Raw genomic sequence first — 18,523 nt, 5'->3', positions numbered from 1 at the left:
GCCGGAAAACGAAGCGGTGATGCGTCTGATTCTACCTGACTGACCACGGTGCGTCTGGCGCTCTATTTTCCGAAGTCCTACGGGCAAGCCAGCGCAGCATTGTGGAGGGGAACTGGCTATCTCACCGTTGCCCTGTCGATCCCGAATGACAGGACAATCTCAAGCTTGTCAGCTTCACGCCAAACGCGCCGCCAGGCAGGTCAAGGTGCGGCTTGTCATTTGTATTGCAGCGAGCACCACTAAGGTCCGCGCCAGCATGCTATGATCAAAGAGCAGCCTTTTCCGACGCAATGGCCGCTGGGTTGTACCCAATTAAGCCGGTTCCGCCGCCGCAAGAATGGTGGCCAGTTCAGCACTGGCTGTGATGCCCTGCACAAAGGGGCGTTTTTGCATCAGCCACGGTAATGCGGCAAGATAGACGCGTCCCTCATATCCCGCCATGCCTGCCATGCAAAAGCTGTCGTCGATTTGCGGGATATCCTGCCCGGCAGTCAGCAGCGCCACCCGCAAGCTTGGAAAGGGAATTTCCTCGCTCGTCATCGTTTTTGCCCGCGGGCATCAATGAAAACGTCGAATTTGTGCGTTTGGCCTTTGGCAGTGATCACCGTGCCGCTGGAATTGTGATCCAGCTCATAATCCTCGCCCAACGCCAGCACCGACAAAAGACCCGCATCCCGCAACGCCAAAAGTCTGCGGATCGATTCTGGCGGGACCGCTGCGTAATTGTCCACGAAAATAGATTTCAAACCAGTGTCGAAGCGCGCGCGGTCTTGTTCAGTCAGCTCTGGCACAATTTCTTCGAATTTTTCATGCATACGAAGTAAGGCATAGCGCCAGGCCACAGTGACCCTGTCCGATTTGTTTCTCTCAACTTCTTCAAGGTTTTTGCGCGCCCATCGAAACGGGTTCTGATTCAGCCTGGCTTGAAAATAGGCATGCTCAAATGTGTCGGCTGTCAGATCTACCAGTCTGATCTTTTGGGCATAATCCGTGCCACCGCCTTGCATGACGTGCTGGCCGCGCATGAATATCTGCGTATGCGCCAATTGGATGTCGATCTGGTGGTCATGAACGACCGGGCCTCATCCTATGTGCAGGACATGCAGGTGATGATCGAGGTGGCGGTGCGGTCGGCCCAGTTACGCCCGCGCAGCGCAGGACAGCCGTTCGACACCCAATGCGCGATTCATACGTTGCGCGCCGATTTGGTGACCGAAGGCCAGCTTGCGCAATTGCTGGCCGTGGCACATGTGACCTTATTGGCCAGTCGCGGCACTGTCGGGGCGCAGCTTGACGGGCTGATGCCGGTTGTGATGCCGATGGCGGAAATACAAACCACGCCTGTTGCGGCTACGGTCCTGGCCATTGATCCGCCCATCCCGGCGCTGGAGTTTTTCAACGGCACCGGCGGTTTCGCCGAGGATGGCCGGGAATATGTCACCATCCTGAGCAATGGGGCGACCACGCCCGCGCCCTGGATCAATGTCATCGCCAATCCCGGTTTCGGCTTTCAGGTCTCTGCCGAGGGCAGCGGCTCTGTTTGGGCTGAAAACAGCCGCGAAAACCAGATCATGCCTTGGTCAAACGATCCGGTCAGCGACCCGGCGGGGTGACTGGAACGATGGGATGAACCGTGTCGGTGAAGCCGGGCAGGGGACATCGGTCTGGCTGGGCTGGCTGCTGATTGCGACGATTGACCGGCTTTCCTCTTTTGCCGACACCCGCGATCCAGCCCGCGCCCGAGCTTGGCGCGCGCATCGTGCAACCCTGGTGCAGGCGATAGAGCGGGATGGCTGGGATGGCGCATGGTATCGGCGCGGCACTTATGACGATGGCACCTTGCTCGGAGCAGCCAGTTTCGACGAATGCCGCATCGACAGTATCGCGCAATCATGGGCGGTGTTGTCGGGCGCGGCGGACCCTGCGCGCGCAACAAAAGCCATGGCCAGCATGACAGAACATCTGGTGCGCCCGGACCCCGGTCTGGCGCTGCTCTTCACCCCGCCCTTTGACCGCACCGCGCAGGACCCCGGCTATATCAAAGGCTATCCGCCCGGCCTGCGCGAAAATGGCGGGCAATACAGCCATGCCGCAATGTGGGCGATCCTTGCGCATTGCGCGCTTGGCGATGGCGATGCGGCGGGTGCGCTGTTCGCCTTGGTCAATCCGGTCAACCATGCGCTGACCCCCGATGCTGCCGCGCGTTACGAGGTCGAACCCTATGTGGTGGCCGCCGATGTCTATGCCACCGCCCCGCATGACGGGCGCGGCGGCTGGACGTGGTATACCGGATCAGCGGGCTGGATGTATCGCGCCGGGATCGAAGGGCTGCTGGGCCTGACCCGCCAAGGCCCGGACTGGGTGTTGAACCCGTGTTTCCCCAAGGACTGGCCAGAGCTGAAAGCAACGGTCAATCTGGGTGATACATCACTGGACATCATCATTCGCAATAGCGGCGGCACCGGCGTTGGCATCGCGTCCGCGACCGTGAATGACAAACCCCTGACGCTGGATCAGGGCCGGGTCAGGCTGCGCCCAGCAGCAGGGCGGCAAAGACTTGTCATCACCATGACCGCCGGCTGACGGGCCCCGCGTCTAATCGCGGTCGCGCCCGATCCAGCCCATGCTACGAAACCAGATCAACAGCCCCACAGCGATTCCTGCCATCGTGATCAGCACCGCCGGATAGCCATAGCGCCAGCCAAGCTCCGGCATCGACCAAGGCCCCGCGGCGGGATCGAAATTCATTCCGTAGACCCCCACAATAAAGGTCAGCGGGATAAAAATCGTGGCGATGATCGTCAGGACCTTCATCACCTCATTCATCTTGTTGCTGACGCTGGACAGATGGATATCGATCAGGCCGGAACAAATCTCGCGATAGGTTTCGATCATCTCGATCAACTGGGCGATATGGTCCTGACAATCGCGCAGATAGATCAACGTCTGTGCGTTGATCAGAGTAGACTCCTCGCGCAGCAAAGCATTGACCATATCGCGCATCGGCCAAAGCGCGCGGCGGGCGGTCAGCAGGTTGCGCTTGAGGTCGTGAATGCGCGCCATCTGCTTTTGGCCGGGCTGAGTGATGACATCATCCTCCAGATCCTCGACTTGTTCGCCATATGTTTCGAGGATCGGGAAAAATGCATCAATCGCAGCATCAATCAGCGCATAAGCCAGGTAATCGGCACCGCGCTGCCGGATCTGCCCACCATGTGCGCGCAGCCGGTGGCGCACCGGATCAAAACTGTCTCCGGGACGTTCCTGAAAGGAAACAACATGATCGCGCCCCAGCACCATGGTCACCTGCTCGGTTTCCAGTCGGGCAGCAGAGGCGATCGGCATGCGCAGCACGATGAAAAGATGCCCTTCATAGGCGTCCACCTTGGGGCGTTGGTGCAGGTTGACGATATCTTCCAGCGCCAAGGGGTGCAGGCCAAATGTCTTGCCGATCTGCTGCAGCGTCGGGATATCGCCAAGCCCGTCGATATTGATCCAGCGCACCAGAGGGACCGACATGGTGGGAGCCAGATCGGAAGCTGCGACATTTACTGTCTCGGTAAAGCTGTCCGGACCATAGGCGATCATCTGAATCTGTGGATGCACAGCTTGGGGTGCCACGGTCAATGTGCCGGGTGCCGCGCCGGGTTTGGTCCGGCGACGGTGTTTGGTCGGATGCGGTTTAGGCTGGCGCAAGTTGTGTCTTTCTTCAGATGCCGGGCGCTGGACTCGATCCTGCATAGCAGATCATACCCTGAAAGCGCGGGCCAGTATTGATCTGCTGTCGCTGCCACAGGGTGATACCGGTTTTGACGACCGACTTTGCTGCAGAGAAGTAGAACGACGCATCACCCATGCCGTGCTCGCGGCACAGCTCGCACACCGCAGTCTTCTGACGGAGGATCGCCATAATCTGCGCTTCATTATATCTGCTTGTCGTCATGCGACATCGTCTCGTTCCTCCGGTCGAGGAAATTCTACTTATCCAGCCCCTTATTTTCGGGGGAGTATCCGAGATGACAGGGTTAAATGTTTTGCCGAACCACAAAGAGTCAGAAGGTCGCTACAATTGTCATAAATTCGTTACAAAATTGAGACATTAGCTTCATCCAAGGCAATTAGGCAGCCTGCATGGGCGATAATAGTCCGAACCACGTATTAGGAGAAATCACGTCTCATCTCAAACTTTCCACCGCTGCTGTCGCGCTTCTGGCGCTGTCGGCTGCCGCTGTTTCCGCTCAGACGCGCGGCAATGTTCAGGCCGCCGGTTCTTCGACAGTGCTGCCATATGCCAATATCGTTGCTGAAGCTTTCGGCGCCGAAAGCGATTTCCCGACACCCGTCGTTGAAGGTGGCGGTTCTTCGACAGGCCGCGCAATGCTTTGCGAAGGCGTCGGCGAAGGCACCGTCGACATCGCAAACTCTTCATCCCTGATGAGCGACACCGAGCGTCAGAGCTGCATCGAAGCTGGTGTGACCCCGATCGAAGTGCGTTTCGGCTATGATGGCATCGTCTTCGCATCCGACATCAACGGTCCATCCTTCGCGTTTGAACCTGCTCACTTCTACATCGCTTTGGCCGCTGAGCATTTCATCGACGGCGAACTTGTTCCAAACACTCTGACAAACTGGGCCGAAGTGGCTGAAGTTGCTCAGTCGATGGGCGTCGAAGGCGATCTGTCAGATCAGGAAATCAACGCATTCATCCCAGGCACCAACCACGGCACCCGTGAAGTGTTTGACGAAAACGTGCTGCTGGCCGGTTGCGAGCAGGGTGGTTTCTACGAAGCGATGATCGCTGCTGGTGTTGACGAAGACACCGCCGAAGAATCATGCATGGGCGTGCGCACCGATGGTCGTTCGGTCGACATCGAAGGCGACTACACCCAGACACTGGCCAACCTGCAGTCCACGCCAACTGGCATGGGCGTGTTCGGTCTGTCCTGCTACGAAAATAACACAGACACTCTGCAGGTCGCCACAATGTCCGACGTTGTTTCTTCGACCGAGACGATCTCGGTTGGTGAATACCCGGTGTCGCGTCCGCTGCAGTTCTACGTCAAGCAAGAGCATATCGGCGTGATCCCAGGTCTGCTGGAATACGTTGAGTTCTTCATCTCTGATGAGATTGCTGGTCCAGGCGGCCCGCTGTCCGACTACGGTCTGGTTCCCGATCCAGAACTGGCCGAAACACAGGCGATGGTCGCAGCGCTGCGCTGATCTGACCCTCTGACCGAATATGTGGGCGGCCTCTGATCACGGGGGCCGCCTCACCTCACATCGGTCGGCAAAGCTGCCTGACCCCATTGTCAAGGTTCTCGATGAGCGCTTATCTCAATTTCCCCATTGTGCTTCTGGTTATCATCGCGCTTGCGATAGCCGGCTACTTTCTCGCCCGCCGCCGGGCCTCTGCCATTGCACCGCGCTTGTTGCATTCGCGCCCGCACCAGCATGGCTGGCATGTGGTTTTCGCGACCGCCGCGCCTGCTTTGATTTTTGTCATGTTCTGGGTCTTTGCTACTGGGGTTGCGTCAAATATATGTGTAAATTCGATCGTGGCAGATGGCTTGGCCGATGTGCAGGTTCCCCTGCAGCAACGCGAGAACTTGACCGAAGCCAAGCTGGAAGTCCGTGAAGGCGTGCTGCGCACGCAATTCGTGCCGGGGGTTAGGAACCTTGCAGTCGCTATCAACCGTTATGTTGCCAACGGGAATGCCACCGAGGCCGACGTCCGCAGCTGGAACGCCGATACGACATCGGTCCAGCAACTTTTGAGCGCCGATGGGCAGGTCGTCGGAACCGCCCTTACGCCCGGGATGTTGCGTGTGGCGCTGGATCTGCGCCAGTTCAACCAGCGTGTCGCGGTCATCGGGCCTGTGCTTGCGCTGATCTTGACGGTGGTCGGATTTGCCCTGTCGCTGCGCGCTGTTTCTGCCGATTTCCGCGCGCGCACCGTGGTTGAGCGCTGGGTTGTCGGCTTCCTCATTTTCGCCTCCACAATGGCGATCCTGACCACAGTCGCGATCCTTTCGGCGATCACGCTGCCGTCGCTCACCTTCTTCCGCGAATATGGATTCTTCAATTTCCTTTTCGGGACGGCCTGGGCACCGGCAGGTGACGTGGTCGGTATCCCCGAAGGTCGCGATGGCGGTTATCAATCCGCACTTGGTTTCGTGCCACTGATCTGGGGAACGCTCTATATTTCGGTGGTCGCTTTGCTGGTGGCGGTGCCGCTGGGCCTGTTGGCCGCGGTTTATCTGTCCGAATTCGCGTCCAAATGGACACGCGCCTGGGTGAAACCTGCGCTCGAGATCCTCGCCGGCGTGCCCACCATCGTATACGGTATCTTTGCGCTGATCACTATTGGCCCCTTCTTGCAAGCGGTTGTCGGTGCAACCGTTATGCCCAACACGGTATCGGTCATGACTGCGGGCGTGGTGATGGGGATGATGCTGGTGCCTTTCATCTCGTCGCTCAGCGATGACGTGATCAACGCCGTGCCACAGGCAATGCGTGACGAGTCGCTTGGCCTTGGCGCAACGCAGGCCGAAACTGTTACCAAGGTTATCCTGCCAGCGGCGTTGCCTGGAATCGTCGGCGCAATCGTGCTGGCTGCATCGCGCGCGATTGGTGAGACGATGATTGTGGTGCTTGCCACTGGTGCCTTGTCCAACGTTCAGGGGATCGAACCGAACCCATTCGGCGCTGTCGTGACAGTGACCACGCGGATTGTCGCGGTGCTGACCGGCGAAGGGTCAGGCTTTGACTCGATTGACGTGCTCGCTGTCTTCGCGCTCGCCTTCACCTTGTTCTTCATCACGCTGGCTCTGAACCTGCTTGCACAGCGGTTGGTCGCAAAATATCGGGAGCAGTACGACTGATGTCTGACGCAAATTTCTCCGGCGCAACGCCGATCCGTAAAAGCTCGCTTCTCGAAAAATCGGCACTGGTGCGCAAGCGGCACCGTCTCGGCGCGGTCCTGCGCTGGCTGGGCCTCGGAGCGATCACGATTGTGATGTTCTTCCTCGCCGTCCTGCTCTGGTCCATCGTATCGCGTGGTGTGCCGGCCTTGTTCCAGTATCAGGCTCAGATCGAATTGTATTACGATCCAGCCGTGCTTAACCCGGAAGGTGGCGAGTTGACGCCCGAAATGCTGGGTTCGATCAATCTGCGCACCGGGTTCGAGCGTGGTATCTTCACGAACTCCCTGCGCCGGACATTGGAGAACGCAGGCATTGATATCGAAGCGACGGTAACGCAGCGTTGGCTGGATGAAGCTATCGGATCGCTGGACGCTGCCGGGTTGACCGGCGGGGCGGCAATTATCGAAGCCGCAGGTGCGCCAGCCGATGCTGCTGCAGCTTTCGGTCAAGCTGGTGGAACAATAAGGGCCGCAGTCACCGCCTTTGGCGGCGATGATCCAGCATCGGCTTTGGAAGCCCGCGACGCTGCCGCCGAGGCACTCGCCGGGATCGGGTTCAGCGATGCGGCCAGTAGCATCGCAGCAATCGATCCTGCAGATGGTGCCGAAGCGGCCAGCGAACTTGCAGCGACGGGCTATCAGCAAGCTTTGCTGGATGCGGCTGGTTCCCTGCGGCAGCCTAACCAATTCGATGACGCAGCCTTGTCAGAGATTATCTATGCCACGAACCGCCGTGACGTGCGTGACCGGCTGGTCGCAGATCCGGAACTTGTCGGCACGACCGATAATACTGCGGTGCCAATCGATATCTCGATCACGCGCTACTTGTCGGGCGAATTGAGCGGTGTCGGAATCTCAGGTATGCCTCCAGGGTTCGATATCCCGTCGGGCTGCGGGAAATCGACCTTGCTGCGCCTGATCGCGGGGTTGGAGGATGTCACCTCTGGCCGGATCGAGATTGACGGGGTTGAGGCGACAGCCGCCCCGCCGTCCAAACGCGGGCTGGCGATGGTGTTTCAATCCTATGCGCTCTATCCGCATATGTCGGTGCGCAAGAATATCATGTTCCCGCTGCGCATGGCGGGGATGGACAAGGCCGAACAGAACCGGCGCGTCGATCTGGCGGCCTCAGTCCTGAACCTGACCGATTATCTGGATCGCCGTCCGGGCCAATTGTCAGGCGGGCAGCGCCAGCGTGTTGCCATTGGCCGGGCAATTGTGCGCGAACCGTCGGCGTTTTTGTTTGATGAGCCTTTGTCGAACCTTGATGCGGCCTTGCGTGTCGGGATGCGGCTGGAAATCAGCGAATTACATACCCGTCTGAAGACGACGATGGTTTACGTGACCCATGATCAGGTCGAGGCGATGACCATGGCCGACAAGATCGTGGTGCTGCGCGCGGGGCATATCGAACAGGTGGGCAATCCGCTGGACCTCTACCGGGAACCGCGCAACCTGTTCGTGGCGGGGTTCATCGGATCGCCCAGGATGAATTTCATCGAAGGTCCAGAGGCCGCGAAACACGATGCCCATACGATTGGCATCCGGCCTGAACATATCGCCGTTTCCGCCGATACTGGCCCTTGGTCCGGCGTCGTTGGTGTGTCCGAACATCTGGGGTCGGATACGTTTTTCCATGTCCACCAGACCGGCCTTGCTGATGTCATCACCGTGCGTGCCGATGGCGAGGTGGGTTTCCGCCACGGCGACCGCATTCATCTGACACCGCGCGCGGATGTCATTCACCGCTTTAACGACAAAGGACTACGGATCGCATGAAACGACTGGACGGAAAAACCGCGCTGATCACCGGGGCTGCGCGCGGCATCGGGCTGGCCTTTGCCGAGGCCTATATCCGCGAAGGCGCGCGTGTGGCGCTGGCCGATATCGACATCACCCGCGCGCGGGGCGAGGCCGCGCGTCTGGGCGATGCGGCCTTTGCGGTGGAAATGGATGTGACTAAGCAGGCCAGCATTGATGCCGCAGTGGATGCCGCGGTCGCGCATTTCGGGCAGATCGACATCCTGATCAACAATGCCGCAATATTCACTGCGGCACCTATTTCAGAGATCAACCGCGATGATTTTACACGCTGTTTTGATATCAATGTCGCAGGTACTTTGTTCACGATGCAGGCCGTTGCCAATCACATGATCGCGCGCGGGCAGGGTGGCAAGATCATCAACATGGCGTCTCAGGCCGGGCGGCGGGGCGAGGCTTTGGTTGCCGTTTATTGCGCCACCAAGGCGGCGGTCATCAGCCTGACGCAATCGGCGGCGCTCAACCTGATTGAACATGGGATCAATGTGAATGCCATCGCCCCCGGCGTGGTGGATGGTGAACACTGGGATAGGGTGGATGCGTTTTTCGCCAAATATGAAAACAAGGCACCGGGGCAGAAAAAGCGTGAAGTAGGAGACGCCGTCCCCTTTGGCCGGATGGGCACGGCGCAGGACCTGACCGGCATCGCGATCTTTCTTGCGTCAAGCGAGGCGGATTACATCCTTGCCCAGACCTATAACGTGGACGGTGGCCAATGGATGAGCTGACGCCGCTGTCTTTGACGACACTTGGCAACCTGCCCGCAGATGTGCAGGTGCCGAAATACACCCGGCGTGATCTGTCACCGGGCATCGTTCATATCGGGCTGGGTAATTTCCACCGCGCGCATCAGGCGTGGTATACGCATCGTCTGATGCAGATGGGCCTTGCGCAGGATTGGGCGGTCATCGGCGCAGGCGTGCGCGCCGGCGACGCTGCGATGCGCGACAAGCTGCTGGCGCAGGATTGCCTGACGACGCTGATTAAACTCGACCCTTCCGGCAAATCGGCTGAAATTACCGGTGCGATGGTCGATTTCCTCCCCGTGCAGGACGGCAACGCCGCCTTGATCGCACGGATGGCAGCGCCCGATATCCGTATCGTCTCGCTGACCGTGACCGAAGGTGGTTATTACATTGATCCGGTGACCGGCGATCTGGACCTATCCCACCCGGATATCCGCCATGACGCGGAGAACCCGCAAACCCCACGGACAGCCTTTGGCGCGATGGTGGCGGCCTTGGCGCAACGCCGGGCACACGGCACAGGCCCGTTCACCGGCCTGTGCTGTGACAACCTGCAAGGCAATGGCGCGGTCCTGCGCCAGACTGTCGTGGGTCTTGCGCGCCTGTCCGACCCAGCGCTGGCTGACTGGATCGATGCGCAATGCGGTTTCCCCAATGCCATGGTCGATTGCATCGTCCCCGCCACCGGGCCGCGCGAGATTGCGCTCGCGCAGGATTTCGGCATCCAAGACAGCGCGCCGGTGACGCATGAAAACTTTCGCCAATGGGTGATCGAGGATGATTTCTGCGCCGGTCGTCCTGGTTGGGACCGGGCAGGCGCGACTTTCACCCATGATGTCCATGCACATGAGGCCATGAAAATCCGCATCCTCAACGGTGGCCATCAGGTGATCTGCGGCGCAGGCGAATTGCTGGGCCTCGGCACAATTGCCGCAACCATGGCGCATCCGGGCATCAAAGCCATGTTCCAACGGATTGCCCATACAGAAATCGCACCGCATGTCGCCGCCGTGCCCGGTCAAACGCCTGATGCGTACATCGACCTGATCACCCGTCGATTTGCCAATTCTGAAATCGCTGACACGACACGCCGCGTGGCCTTTGACGGATCAAGCCGGCATAAAGGCTTTATCGTGCCCTCAATCCGCGACGGTCTGGCATCCGGCACGCCTGTCGACGGTCTGGCAGTGGTTTCGGCCATCTGGGCGCATTATTGCCTCGGAAAAACGCAGGACGGCACGATCATTTCGCCGAACGATCCGCATTGGTCGGATTTGCAGACCGCTGCGCAAAAGGCCCAAACCCGGCCGATGGCATGGCTCGACCAGCGCCAGATCTATGGTGACCTGAAAGATGCCCGGCGCTTTGCCGATGCCTTTGCCCTCGCCTATGAAAAGCTACAATCCGAGGGTTTGGAAAAGGTCATTCAAAACTACGCTCAGGGTCATGATCTGTAAGGCTGGCAGGACCGCAGTCAATGTTGCGTCACGTGTGATCGCGAAACGAAAGATTGTTATGCATCTGTCACCGCGTCCCGTTGACAGCCCTGTCAGGTGAACCCGGACCAGATGTATCAGCGACGCATCACAGCGTCCTTGACAGCCGTGATCAGAATTTCGACAATCCTGTCACATTCGGCCTGCGTCAACCGGGCGGGCAGACGCACGTCGCAGGCCCGCATCAGCATCGCGCGGGTCTGCGGCAGCTCAGGCACCTCGCCCAGAAAACGCCAGTTCCAGAAGGCGCGGGCATTATCCGCGCTCTGCCCGAAGACCTGCACCTTGAGGCCCTGTTCGGCAGCGCAGGCGACGAAACGGGCGGTCTGGTCCGCATCCATATCCACCAGATTGAACTGGATCGAATCCGGCGCGCGGGTTTCGGGCGCCATTTTCTGCGGCACGTCGAACCACGACACCGCATTCAACGCCGCCGCAACCCGGTCGTGATTGGCGCGGCCATCGCGCACGCGGCGCGGCAATTCGGCAAGCTGCGGGCGGATCACGGCAGCGGACAGATTGTTGAGCCGCAGATTATACAGTGGCAATTGGTTCTGCCAGCGCGCAAAGGCATCCTGCAAAACCGGATGCTTTTTCCAATTATGCTCGTAAGCACCTGACATGATCACAGCGCGGGCAATCAGATCAGGATCATCGCTGACCATGATTCCGCCTTCGCCGGCATTGATCAGCTTGTAGGATTGAAAGCTGAAACAGCCGATCTTGCCAATCGTGCCGATATTTCGGTCATGCCATGTCGTGCCCAGCGAATGCGCGGCATCCTCGATCACCGGGATGCCTGCCGCATCGCACAGCGCCATGATCGCATCCATATCCGATGTATGGCCGCGCATATGGCTGATGATGACCGCCTGCACATCCGGCAGACGGGCGGCAAAATCCTCCAGATTGATCCGGTAATCATCGCCACATTCACACAGCACTGGAATGCAATCGGCATGCAGCACGGCAGAGGGGACCGCCGCAAAGGTGAAGGCCGGGATCATCACGCGCGCATCGCGCGGCAGATCAAGCGCCTTGAGCGACAGGAAAAGTGCCGCCGAACAAGACGATACCGCCAGCGCATAACGCGCACCAAGCATCGCGGCAAATTCGGTTTCGAGCAATGCGACAGGTGCATTTTCAGCCGCATTGTAACGAAACAGATCACCTGTCGCCAGAAGCCGCGCGACTTCTTCCATCGCTTCCGCAGGGATCGGCTCGGCGTCATAGACGTTCGGGGCAGTTATGATCGTGTCACGCATGCTATCAGCTATCCTGAAATCCGGTTCTGGGTGCAATAAACGATGGCCTGTGACAATTCCATGACAAACCAAGGATATCACACGTGACAGATGGTCCATCCCGCCGTGTGGCCGTGGCCAGTATATAACTGACTACAAGCATATCGCACCGGATGCAGATATGTCTACGTCTTTGGCGTCGTGATATCGACCTGCATTGTCTTGGGTCCGCTGCGTTGCCGATATGAGGCGGCAATCTTTTGACTGCCCCTTCGGGATCACGCAACTCTCAACGCCGCCTCCATGCCCGCTCCACAAACCTGTGGGACAGCAGCGGCATGATAAATCTCGCGTTCAAATCTGTGTTGTATTGCTGGCGGCGGTATCTGCCGGTCATCATTGCCGTCGGTATCTCGGGCCTGATGATGGTCGTGCAGGCCGCCCTGGCGATGGGCGCTTTTTCGCTATCAGCGGCCCCGGTGCGCCTCAGCCAAGCTGATCTGTGGATCGGCCCGGCGGATGCGGTGGCGCTCGATCAAAGCCGCGGGTTGAGTGAGTTGGCTATTGGGCGGCTGTGGCTTGATCCAGATATCACCCGGATCGAACCCTTTACCAACCCAAATTATGTCAGCATCGGCGACAATGAAGAGACCGGGCAGATGGGCCTTGTCACCCCGCTGCCAATCGGCGCGGACCCGATGCTGCTGGCCCGCGCGATCCCGGATGATCTGCGCCAGAAGCTGCGCGATCCCGGCACGATCATCATCGACCGCACCGATGCGCGCAAACTGGGCGTGGCTCTGGGCGACCGGCTGCGGGTGAACCGGCAGTCTTTGCGCGTCGTCGCCTTGGCCGACGGTGTACGGGCGATGTTCGGCATCCAGCTGATCATGTCGGAACTGACCGCACGTGATCTGGCACCGGGTGGTGGCACCAATCCAGCCTTTTATCTGGCCCGGCTGCGTGCCGGTGCCGATCCCCAGGTGGTCGCGGAACGGCTGGCGCAGGGGATACCGCAACCGGAATACCGGGTCTGGCAACCATCTGATCTGTCTGCAGCGACCGTCAGGTCATGGGCGCTTGGCTCTGGCGCGGGGACCTTGTTTCTGGCCTCAAGTGCGATTGCTTTGGTGATCACGCTGATGGTGGTCAGCCAGACCTTGGGCGCCGCCGTGGCAGGTGCGATGCGCGAATATGCGGCTTTGCGCGCCTACGGGATCAGCTTTCGCGCGGTGCAATGGGTGGTGATGAAACAGGGGCTTTACGTCTGTCTCGCCGCCTTGGTGCTGACCGCGCTGGCGTCGCTCGTCGTGCTCTGGGCCCTGCATCAGCGCGGTGTCGCGTCGGAACTGCCTGTGCCCTTGGCCGCTGCCGTGGCCGCAGGGCTGGCGCTGACGGTGGTGATCTCCAACCTGCTGGCCTTGCGCCGCCTGCGCCGCGCCGATCCTGCATCTTTGTTGAGGTAACGTCATGAAACACGACACCAATCTGCATGTCCTGTCGGGCACTGCGATTTCCAAACATTTCGGTAAACGCGGCAAGGCGGTGCAGATTCTTGAAAACCTCGACATCACCTTGCCGCGCGGGGCCTTGTCGCTCGTCAAAGGGCCGTCAGGCTGCGGCAAATCCACCTTGCTTGCGATCCTTGCCGGGCTGACAGCCCCCGATGCGGGGCAGGTCAATGTGCTGGGCCAAGACCTGTGGTCGCTGCGCGCGCGCGCACGTGACGCATTCCGGCTGCGGCATATGGGTTTTGTGTTTCAGGGCTCGATCCTGTTTCCGGCGTTGCGTGCGCATGAACAGATCGCACTGGTGTTGGGCCATATGGGCATTCCGGCAGCCGAGGCGCAGGAGCGTGCGATGGCCGCGCTAGAGGATGTGGGCCTTGGCCCGCGCGCCAACCTGCGCCCGGATGCCTTGTCGGGGGGTGAAAAGCAGCGCGTCGCCATCGCCTGCGCCTTGGCCAAAGCGCCGCAAGTGATCTTTGCGGACGAGCCGACCAGCGCGCTCGATACCGAAAACGCCGAAATGGTCAGCCGCCATCTGCGCAGGCTGGCCAGTGACCACGGGGTCAGCGTGATCTGCGTGACCCATGACGACCGGCTCAGCCCTTTTGCCGACCGGATTTACCATATGCGTGCGGGCCGGATCGACCGCATCCAGACCGAGGGAATGTGATGAAACGCTTTTTAGCTCTATGCCTTTTTGCCGTCTTTGTGATTAGCGCTGTGCTCTCGGCATCGATGCTGCGTGCGCAGGATGACTTTGTTGCGCCGCTTGAACAGCCCAGCGGCAGTTTCATCGCCGTGGCGCGCGGGGTGGTTGAACCCTCTGGCGGGCTGATGCGGCTGGCCGCGCAGCGTGAAGGCTTGATCGAGGCGGTGATGGTCGAAGAAGGTGACAAAGTCACCAAAGGGCAGGAACTCGCCCGGCTGAATGATACCTCTGCACAGGTGCAGCTGACCATCGCGCAGGCTGAGTTGGAGCAAAGCCGCACACAGGAACAATTGTCCCGTATCAGGGCAGAGGCCGCACAGGCCGAGGCTGACAGGCTCGCCCCCCTTGCCGCCGCCGACGCCCTGCCGCAGCGCCAGATCACCGAGGCCACACGCAATGCGCGGGTCGCCGCGATTGAACTGGCGATTGCGGGGCAGAATGTCGTGCTGGCGCAGGAACGGCTGAAAGTGCAGGAAGCCGCCGCCGATGCCCATATCGTGCGCGCGCCGGTCGATGGCGTGATCGTGCGCCGCACCGCGCGCCCGGGCGACGGGACCTCGACCAGCACGGTGACAGAAATGTTCCTGCTCGCACCCGATGGCCCCTTGGTGCTGAAGGCGCAATTAGACGAACAATTTGTCGGGCTGGTGCATCCCGGACAAAGCGCTGAAATCCTGCGTGAACGTGATGACGGCAGCCGGTTGACTGGCAGCGTCAGCCGGGTCGCGCCGGTGTTTGGCAGTCTGGCCTCTGCACAGGCCGGACAAGCCGGGCGCGGGGACGAGGCGCGGACGGTCGAAATCTCAATCCGGCTCGATGGCCCTGCCGACCAGATTGCCAAACTGGTGCTGGGCCAACGCATGATCGCGAGGATCGCAGAATGAACCGCTTTACCACATTGGCACTGACCGCCTTGCTGTTATCTGCCTGTGCTGCAGCACCTGAACTCGATGGCCGCCCTGTCACCGCCCAACGCGCGGCTGATTTTCAATCGTCGCTGCAAACGACCGTGGCCCCGGTCTGGACCCTTGATTTCGGCGATGCCGGATTGCGCCGGATGCTGGCCGAGGCGGATGCCACAGGGCTGGACGCGGCATCCGCCCGCGCGCGGTTCCGTGCGGCAGATCTTGCGCTGGATCAGGTCCGCAGCAGCGCGGGGCTGGGTGCGACAGCGGGTTTTGGCGCGGATAACAAAGCATTGTCGGTCACGGGCGCGCTGCGCTATGAACCCGATCTGACCGGCCGCATTGATGCCGCTTTGCAGGCTGCGTCCTTGGATCATACCGCCAGCGGTCTGGACCTGCTCATCGCGCGGCGGACCTTGGCACGCGCCGTGACCCAAGGCTGGGTTGCCTTGGCCGAAGCGCGCGGTGATGTGGCCCGCGCGGCGGAAACGATCAGCGCCGACCAGAATGCCATCGTCCTGCTGCGCCTGCGCCGCGATGCGGGCGAAATCACCGGCGCCGATCTGGCCGCGCGCAATCAGGCGCTGATCCGGGCGCAGGCGGCCTCTGCCGGGGCCGCAGGGCGGGTGGCCTTGGCCGAGGCACGGCTGCGCGCGCTGGGCGTGCAAACGATCCCCGCTGCGATCTCTCTCAAATCCGCGACACGCCCCGCGCTGTCCGCGCGCACCGATCTGGCTGCGACACAGGCGACACCTGCGGTCTGTACCGCTTGGCTGCGGTTTCAGGCCAGCGATGCAACCCGCGCGCAAACGCTGGCTGAGACCCGTCCGCGTCTGGTGCTGACCTCATCCTTGTCCGCAACGGCCACGACACTCGCCGGTCTGATCACCGGCAATGCGGCGGCGGTGACCAATGTGGTGCGGCTTGAGGGTAATCTGCTCGATAGCGGCCAGTCGCGCCGCACCATCGACCGCGCCCGGCTGTCGGTCGCGCAGGCCGAAATCGACTGGCTGCGCGCCCGCAATCAGGCCGAGATTACCGCGCTGGAGGCCACCACCGCCCGCCAAAGCGCCGAAGCCGGGCTTGACGCCGCCATTGCGGCATGGCGCAATGCGCGCGACGACCTCGACAGGGTCCGCGCCCGGCTTGACGCAGGACAGGCCGATGCGCTGGACCTGGCTGAGGCGACACGCGGCCTGAATGCGGCGCAAGCCGATATCGACCGCACAAGGGCCGAGGCATTTCTGGCTGCCGCAGCACTCCATGATGCGCTGCCGCCTGTGTTGCCGGGCTGTGATGCAACAACCGCGCCTGCTCCGGCGTAACACAGGTAAGGCAGGCGATGGACCGACATGACCCCAATGCGCTGATCCTGATCATCGAGGATGAGGCCGAAATCGCCCTGATCCTGTCGCGCTACCTTGAGGCTGCGGGCTATCGCACCCTGACCGCGCGCGACGGGGATCAGGCCTTGCGGCTGACCGCGACGTTGCGGCCTGATCTGATGCTGCTTGACCTCAATATCCCGCGCCGCGACGGGTTTCAGGTGCTGTCGGCCCTGCGCAGCCGCGATGATACCTTGCCGGTCATCGTGGTCAGCGCCTTGTCGGAAGATGTCGATAAACTATCTGCCTTGCGGATCGGGGCCGATGATTATGTGACCAAGCCGTTCAACCCCAAAGAGGTGGTCGCGCGTGTGACCGCCGTGCTGCGCCGCGTCCGCCCGCAGATCGGTGCTGGATTGCGGGCAGGCAATCTGCTGCTTGATCCTGTCGCGCGCAGGGTCTCTGCCGATGGCCGTGATGCCGGGCTGACTGACAGCGAATATCGCCTGCTGTCGGTGCTGCTGCAACAGCCCGGACGCGCCTTCAGCCGCAGTGAATTGCTGGATGCGGGGCTGGAAGACAGCGATGCGCTGGAACGCACCGTGGACAGCCATATCTCGCATCTGCGCAGCAAACTGGCCGAGATCGGCGCGCAGGTGCGCATCGTCAATCTGCGCGGTTTCGGCTACCGGCTCGACCCGGCAGAGGGTGCCGCATGAACCATCTGTCCAGCTATCTGTTCCGCGCGGCGGGCCTCTCCGCCTTGGTCGCTGTCGGGGTGATCTTTGCGGTGGTCATGCTGGCGGATTGGTGGAATTTCCGCAGTTTCGAGGCAGGCCTGTCCCCCGCCTTGCTGGCAGAACTGAACAGCGAAGGCCCCTATGGCACTGAGCTGTCAAATGCGCTGAACGCCTTTTACACCAGCTTTCCGGTCCGCGCCGTTATGCCGGTGGCAATCTTTCTGGGCACGCTGGTTGGCGGTCTGGTCGGCATGGTTCACAGCCGCCGCCTGATGCGCCCGCTGGATGCCGTGGCCAGCGCGCTGGAGGATCTGGCGCGCGGCGAAACCAGTGCAAGGGCAGATAGTCGCCCCAGCCGGATCAGGGAAATCGACCGCTTTCAGAATAATTTCAACGCCATGGCCGAAGGTGTCGCGCGCGCCGAACGGGAATTGCGCGAAACAAATGCCGCTATTGCGCATGAACTGCGCACACCGTTGACGGTGCTGATCGGGCGGCTGAACGGCATGATCGACGGGATTTTCCCGCTGGATGAGGCCGGTCTGCGCGCGCTTTTGGTGCAGACTGGCCAGCTGCACCGGATCATCGAGGATCTCAACCTGCTGACCCTGGCCGATGCCGGGCGGTTCCAGCTTTATCCGGAACCGCTTGATCTGGCTGATCTGGTCGCAAATATGCTGGCCAGCGAACCGGATGATATCGAAACCGATCTGCGGCCTGCGCCTGCTGTCGCCGATCCCGCCCGGCTCCGGCAGATGCTGGCGATCCTGCTCGACAATGCCCGGCGCTATGCGGACGGACAGGGGCTGCGGGTCGAAACCTTTGCCGATGGCAATATGGCTGTGCTGCGCGTGCTTGACCGTGGTCCGGGCTTATCACCAGATCAGGCCGCGCGCGCTTTTGACCGGTTCTGGCGCGCTGATGCATCGCGCGGCAGCAAGACCGGCGGCAGCGGGCTTGGCCTTGCCGTGCTGCGCAGCCTGGCCGAAGCGCATGGCGGCACCATCACCCACGCGCCCCGCCCCGGTGGCGGTGCCAGCTTTGACTTGCGGCTTCCGGCCCTTCCGCCACCCGCCGCGACAGGGCCGTCCTGACCGCGCGGGCGCA

Annotated in this window: 16 protein-coding genes and 3 pseudogenes; 14 read left to right on the top strand and 5 right to left on the bottom strand. The window is 61.0% G+C overall.

What is annotated here, in order from left to right; translation table 11 throughout:
- Positions 1-312: 312 nt before the first annotated feature.
- Both VOY09_RS13020 and VOY09_RS13015 read right to left on the bottom strand, forming a co-directional pair.
- Complete coding sequence (locus VOY09_RS13020; RefSeq protein ID WP_322894174.1) at positions 313-540, bottom strand: hypothetical protein; 228 nt, start codon at positions 538-540, stop codon at positions 313-315.
- Entirely contained in the window at positions 537-1,007 is a 471-nt protein-coding gene (locus tag VOY09_RS13015; protein ID WP_322894175.1) for a hypothetical protein, read from the bottom strand. Before VOY09_RS13015 ends, VOY09_RS13020 begins: the two co-directional genes overlap by 4 nt.
- Here VOY09_RS13015 and VOY09_RS13010 point away from each other — a divergent pair.
- Both VOY09_RS13010 and VOY09_RS13005 read left to right on the top strand, forming a co-directional pair.
- Positions 978-1,613 (top strand): hypothetical protein, encoded by a 636-nt coding sequence (locus VOY09_RS13010; RefSeq protein ID WP_322894176.1) that lies wholly within the window; start codon positions 978-980, stop codon positions 1,611-1,613. The genes VOY09_RS13015 and VOY09_RS13010 overlap by 30 nt on opposite strands.
- Positions 1,495-2,583 (top strand): GH36-type glycosyl hydrolase domain-containing protein, encoded by a 1,089-nt coding sequence (locus VOY09_RS13005; protein ID WP_323811284.1) that lies wholly within the window; start codon positions 1,495-1,497, stop codon positions 2,581-2,583. The genes VOY09_RS13010 and VOY09_RS13005 overlap by 119 nt, the downstream gene beginning before the upstream one ends.
- A gap of 12 nt (positions 2,584-2,595) precedes the next feature.
- Here the strand turns inward: VOY09_RS13005 and corA are convergent, their stop codons facing one another.
- Together corA and VOY09_RS12995 are read right to left on the bottom strand one after the other, a co-directional pair.
- Entirely contained in the window at positions 2,596-3,696 is a 1,101-nt protein-coding gene (gene corA / locus VOY09_RS13000) for a magnesium/cobalt transporter CorA (protein ID WP_322894177.1), read from the bottom strand.
- A 124-nt stretch (positions 3,697-3,820) separates the two neighbouring features.
- A pseudogene (locus tag VOY09_RS12995) lies at positions 3,821-3,943 on the bottom strand (IS3 family transposase); the annotation flags it as partial.
- A 188-nt stretch (positions 3,944-4,131) separates the two neighbouring features.
- On the opposite strand from VOY09_RS12995, the gene VOY09_RS12990 reads away from it, so the two are divergent.
- The 6 genes and pseudogenes from VOY09_RS12990 (at position 4,132) to VOY09_RS12965 (ending at position 10,946) form a co-directional block, all read left to right on the top strand.
- On the top strand, positions 4,132-5,220 hold the full coding sequence (locus VOY09_RS12990) for a PstS family phosphate ABC transporter substrate-binding protein (protein WP_322894178.1): 1,089 nt from the start codon (positions 4,132-4,134) through the stop codon (positions 5,218-5,220).
- A gap of 101 nt (positions 5,221-5,321) precedes the next feature.
- A complete protein-coding gene (pstC, locus tag VOY09_RS12985; RefSeq protein ID WP_322894179.1) occupies positions 5,322-6,881 on the top strand; it encodes a phosphate ABC transporter permease subunit PstC in 1,560 nt (519 codons plus the stop codon).
- Positions 6,881-7,162, top strand: a pseudogene (locus VOY09_RS12980) (DUF3333 domain-containing protein); the annotation flags it as partial. The gene pstC and the pseudogene VOY09_RS12980, both read left to right, overlap by 1 nt.
- A 642-nt stretch (positions 7,163-7,804) precedes the next feature.
- Positions 7,805-8,701 (top strand): annotated as a pseudogene (locus VOY09_RS12975) (ABC transporter ATP-binding protein); the annotation flags it as partial.
- Positions 8,698-9,471: an L-iditol 2-dehydrogenase gene (locus VOY09_RS12970; RefSeq protein ID WP_322894180.1), complete on the top strand. Its 774-nt coding sequence runs from the start codon at positions 8,698-8,700 to the stop codon at positions 9,469-9,471. The pseudogene VOY09_RS12975 and the gene VOY09_RS12970, both read left to right, overlap by 4 nt.
- A complete protein-coding gene (locus VOY09_RS12965) occupies positions 9,459-10,946 on the top strand; it encodes a mannitol dehydrogenase family protein (protein ID WP_322894181.1) in 1,488 nt (495 codons plus the stop codon). The genes VOY09_RS12970 and VOY09_RS12965 overlap by 13 nt, the downstream gene beginning before the upstream one ends.
- Before the next feature lie 116 nt (positions 10,947-11,062).
- Here VOY09_RS12965 and VOY09_RS12960 read toward each other — a convergent pair whose 3' ends face one another.
- The gene (locus VOY09_RS12960; protein ID WP_322894346.1) at positions 11,063-12,238 is read right to left on the bottom strand and encodes a DegT/DnrJ/EryC1/StrS family aminotransferase; all 1,176 of its coding nucleotides are present in this window, start codon (positions 12,236-12,238) and stop codon (positions 11,063-11,065) included.
- A 329-nt stretch (positions 12,239-12,567) separates the two neighbouring features.
- Between VOY09_RS12960 and VOY09_RS12955 the strand changes: the two genes are divergently transcribed.
- From VOY09_RS12955 to VOY09_RS12930, 6 genes are read left to right on the top strand one after another with little or no spacing between them, the layout of a single operon-like run.
- Positions 12,568-13,695: an ABC transporter permease gene (locus VOY09_RS12955; RefSeq protein WP_322894182.1), complete on the top strand. Its 1,128-nt coding sequence runs from the start codon at positions 12,568-12,570 to the stop codon at positions 13,693-13,695.
- Between the two features lie 4 nt (positions 13,696-13,699).
- Complete coding sequence (locus VOY09_RS12950) at positions 13,700-14,407, top strand: ABC transporter ATP-binding protein (protein WP_322894183.1); 708 nt, start codon at positions 13,700-13,702, stop codon at positions 14,405-14,407.
- A complete protein-coding gene (locus VOY09_RS12945) occupies positions 14,407-15,330 on the top strand; it encodes an efflux RND transporter periplasmic adaptor subunit (RefSeq protein WP_322894184.1) in 924 nt (307 codons plus the stop codon). The genes VOY09_RS12950 and VOY09_RS12945 overlap by 1 nt, the downstream gene beginning before the upstream one ends.
- Positions 15,327-16,676, top strand: a complete 1,350-nt coding sequence (locus VOY09_RS12940; protein WP_322894185.1) for a TolC family protein — start codon at positions 15,327-15,329, stop codon at positions 16,674-16,676. Before VOY09_RS12945 ends, VOY09_RS12940 begins: the two co-directional genes overlap by 4 nt.
- 17 nt (positions 16,677-16,693) lie before the next feature.
- Complete coding sequence (locus VOY09_RS12935; protein ID WP_322894186.1) at positions 16,694-17,395, top strand: response regulator transcription factor; 702 nt, start codon at positions 16,694-16,696, stop codon at positions 17,393-17,395.
- A complete protein-coding gene (locus VOY09_RS12930; protein WP_322894187.1) occupies positions 17,392-18,510 on the top strand; it encodes an ATP-binding protein in 1,119 nt (372 codons plus the stop codon). Before VOY09_RS12935 ends, VOY09_RS12930 begins: the two co-directional genes overlap by 4 nt.
- Positions 18,511-18,523: the final 13 nt, after the last annotated feature.

This window comes from Yoonia sp. 67-2 (assembly GCF_035117555.1).
Taxonomy (GTDB): Bacteria; Pseudomonadota; Alphaproteobacteria; order Rhodobacterales; family Rhodobacteraceae; genus Yoonia.
This window is presented reverse-complemented; position numbering and strand designations above follow the sequence as displayed.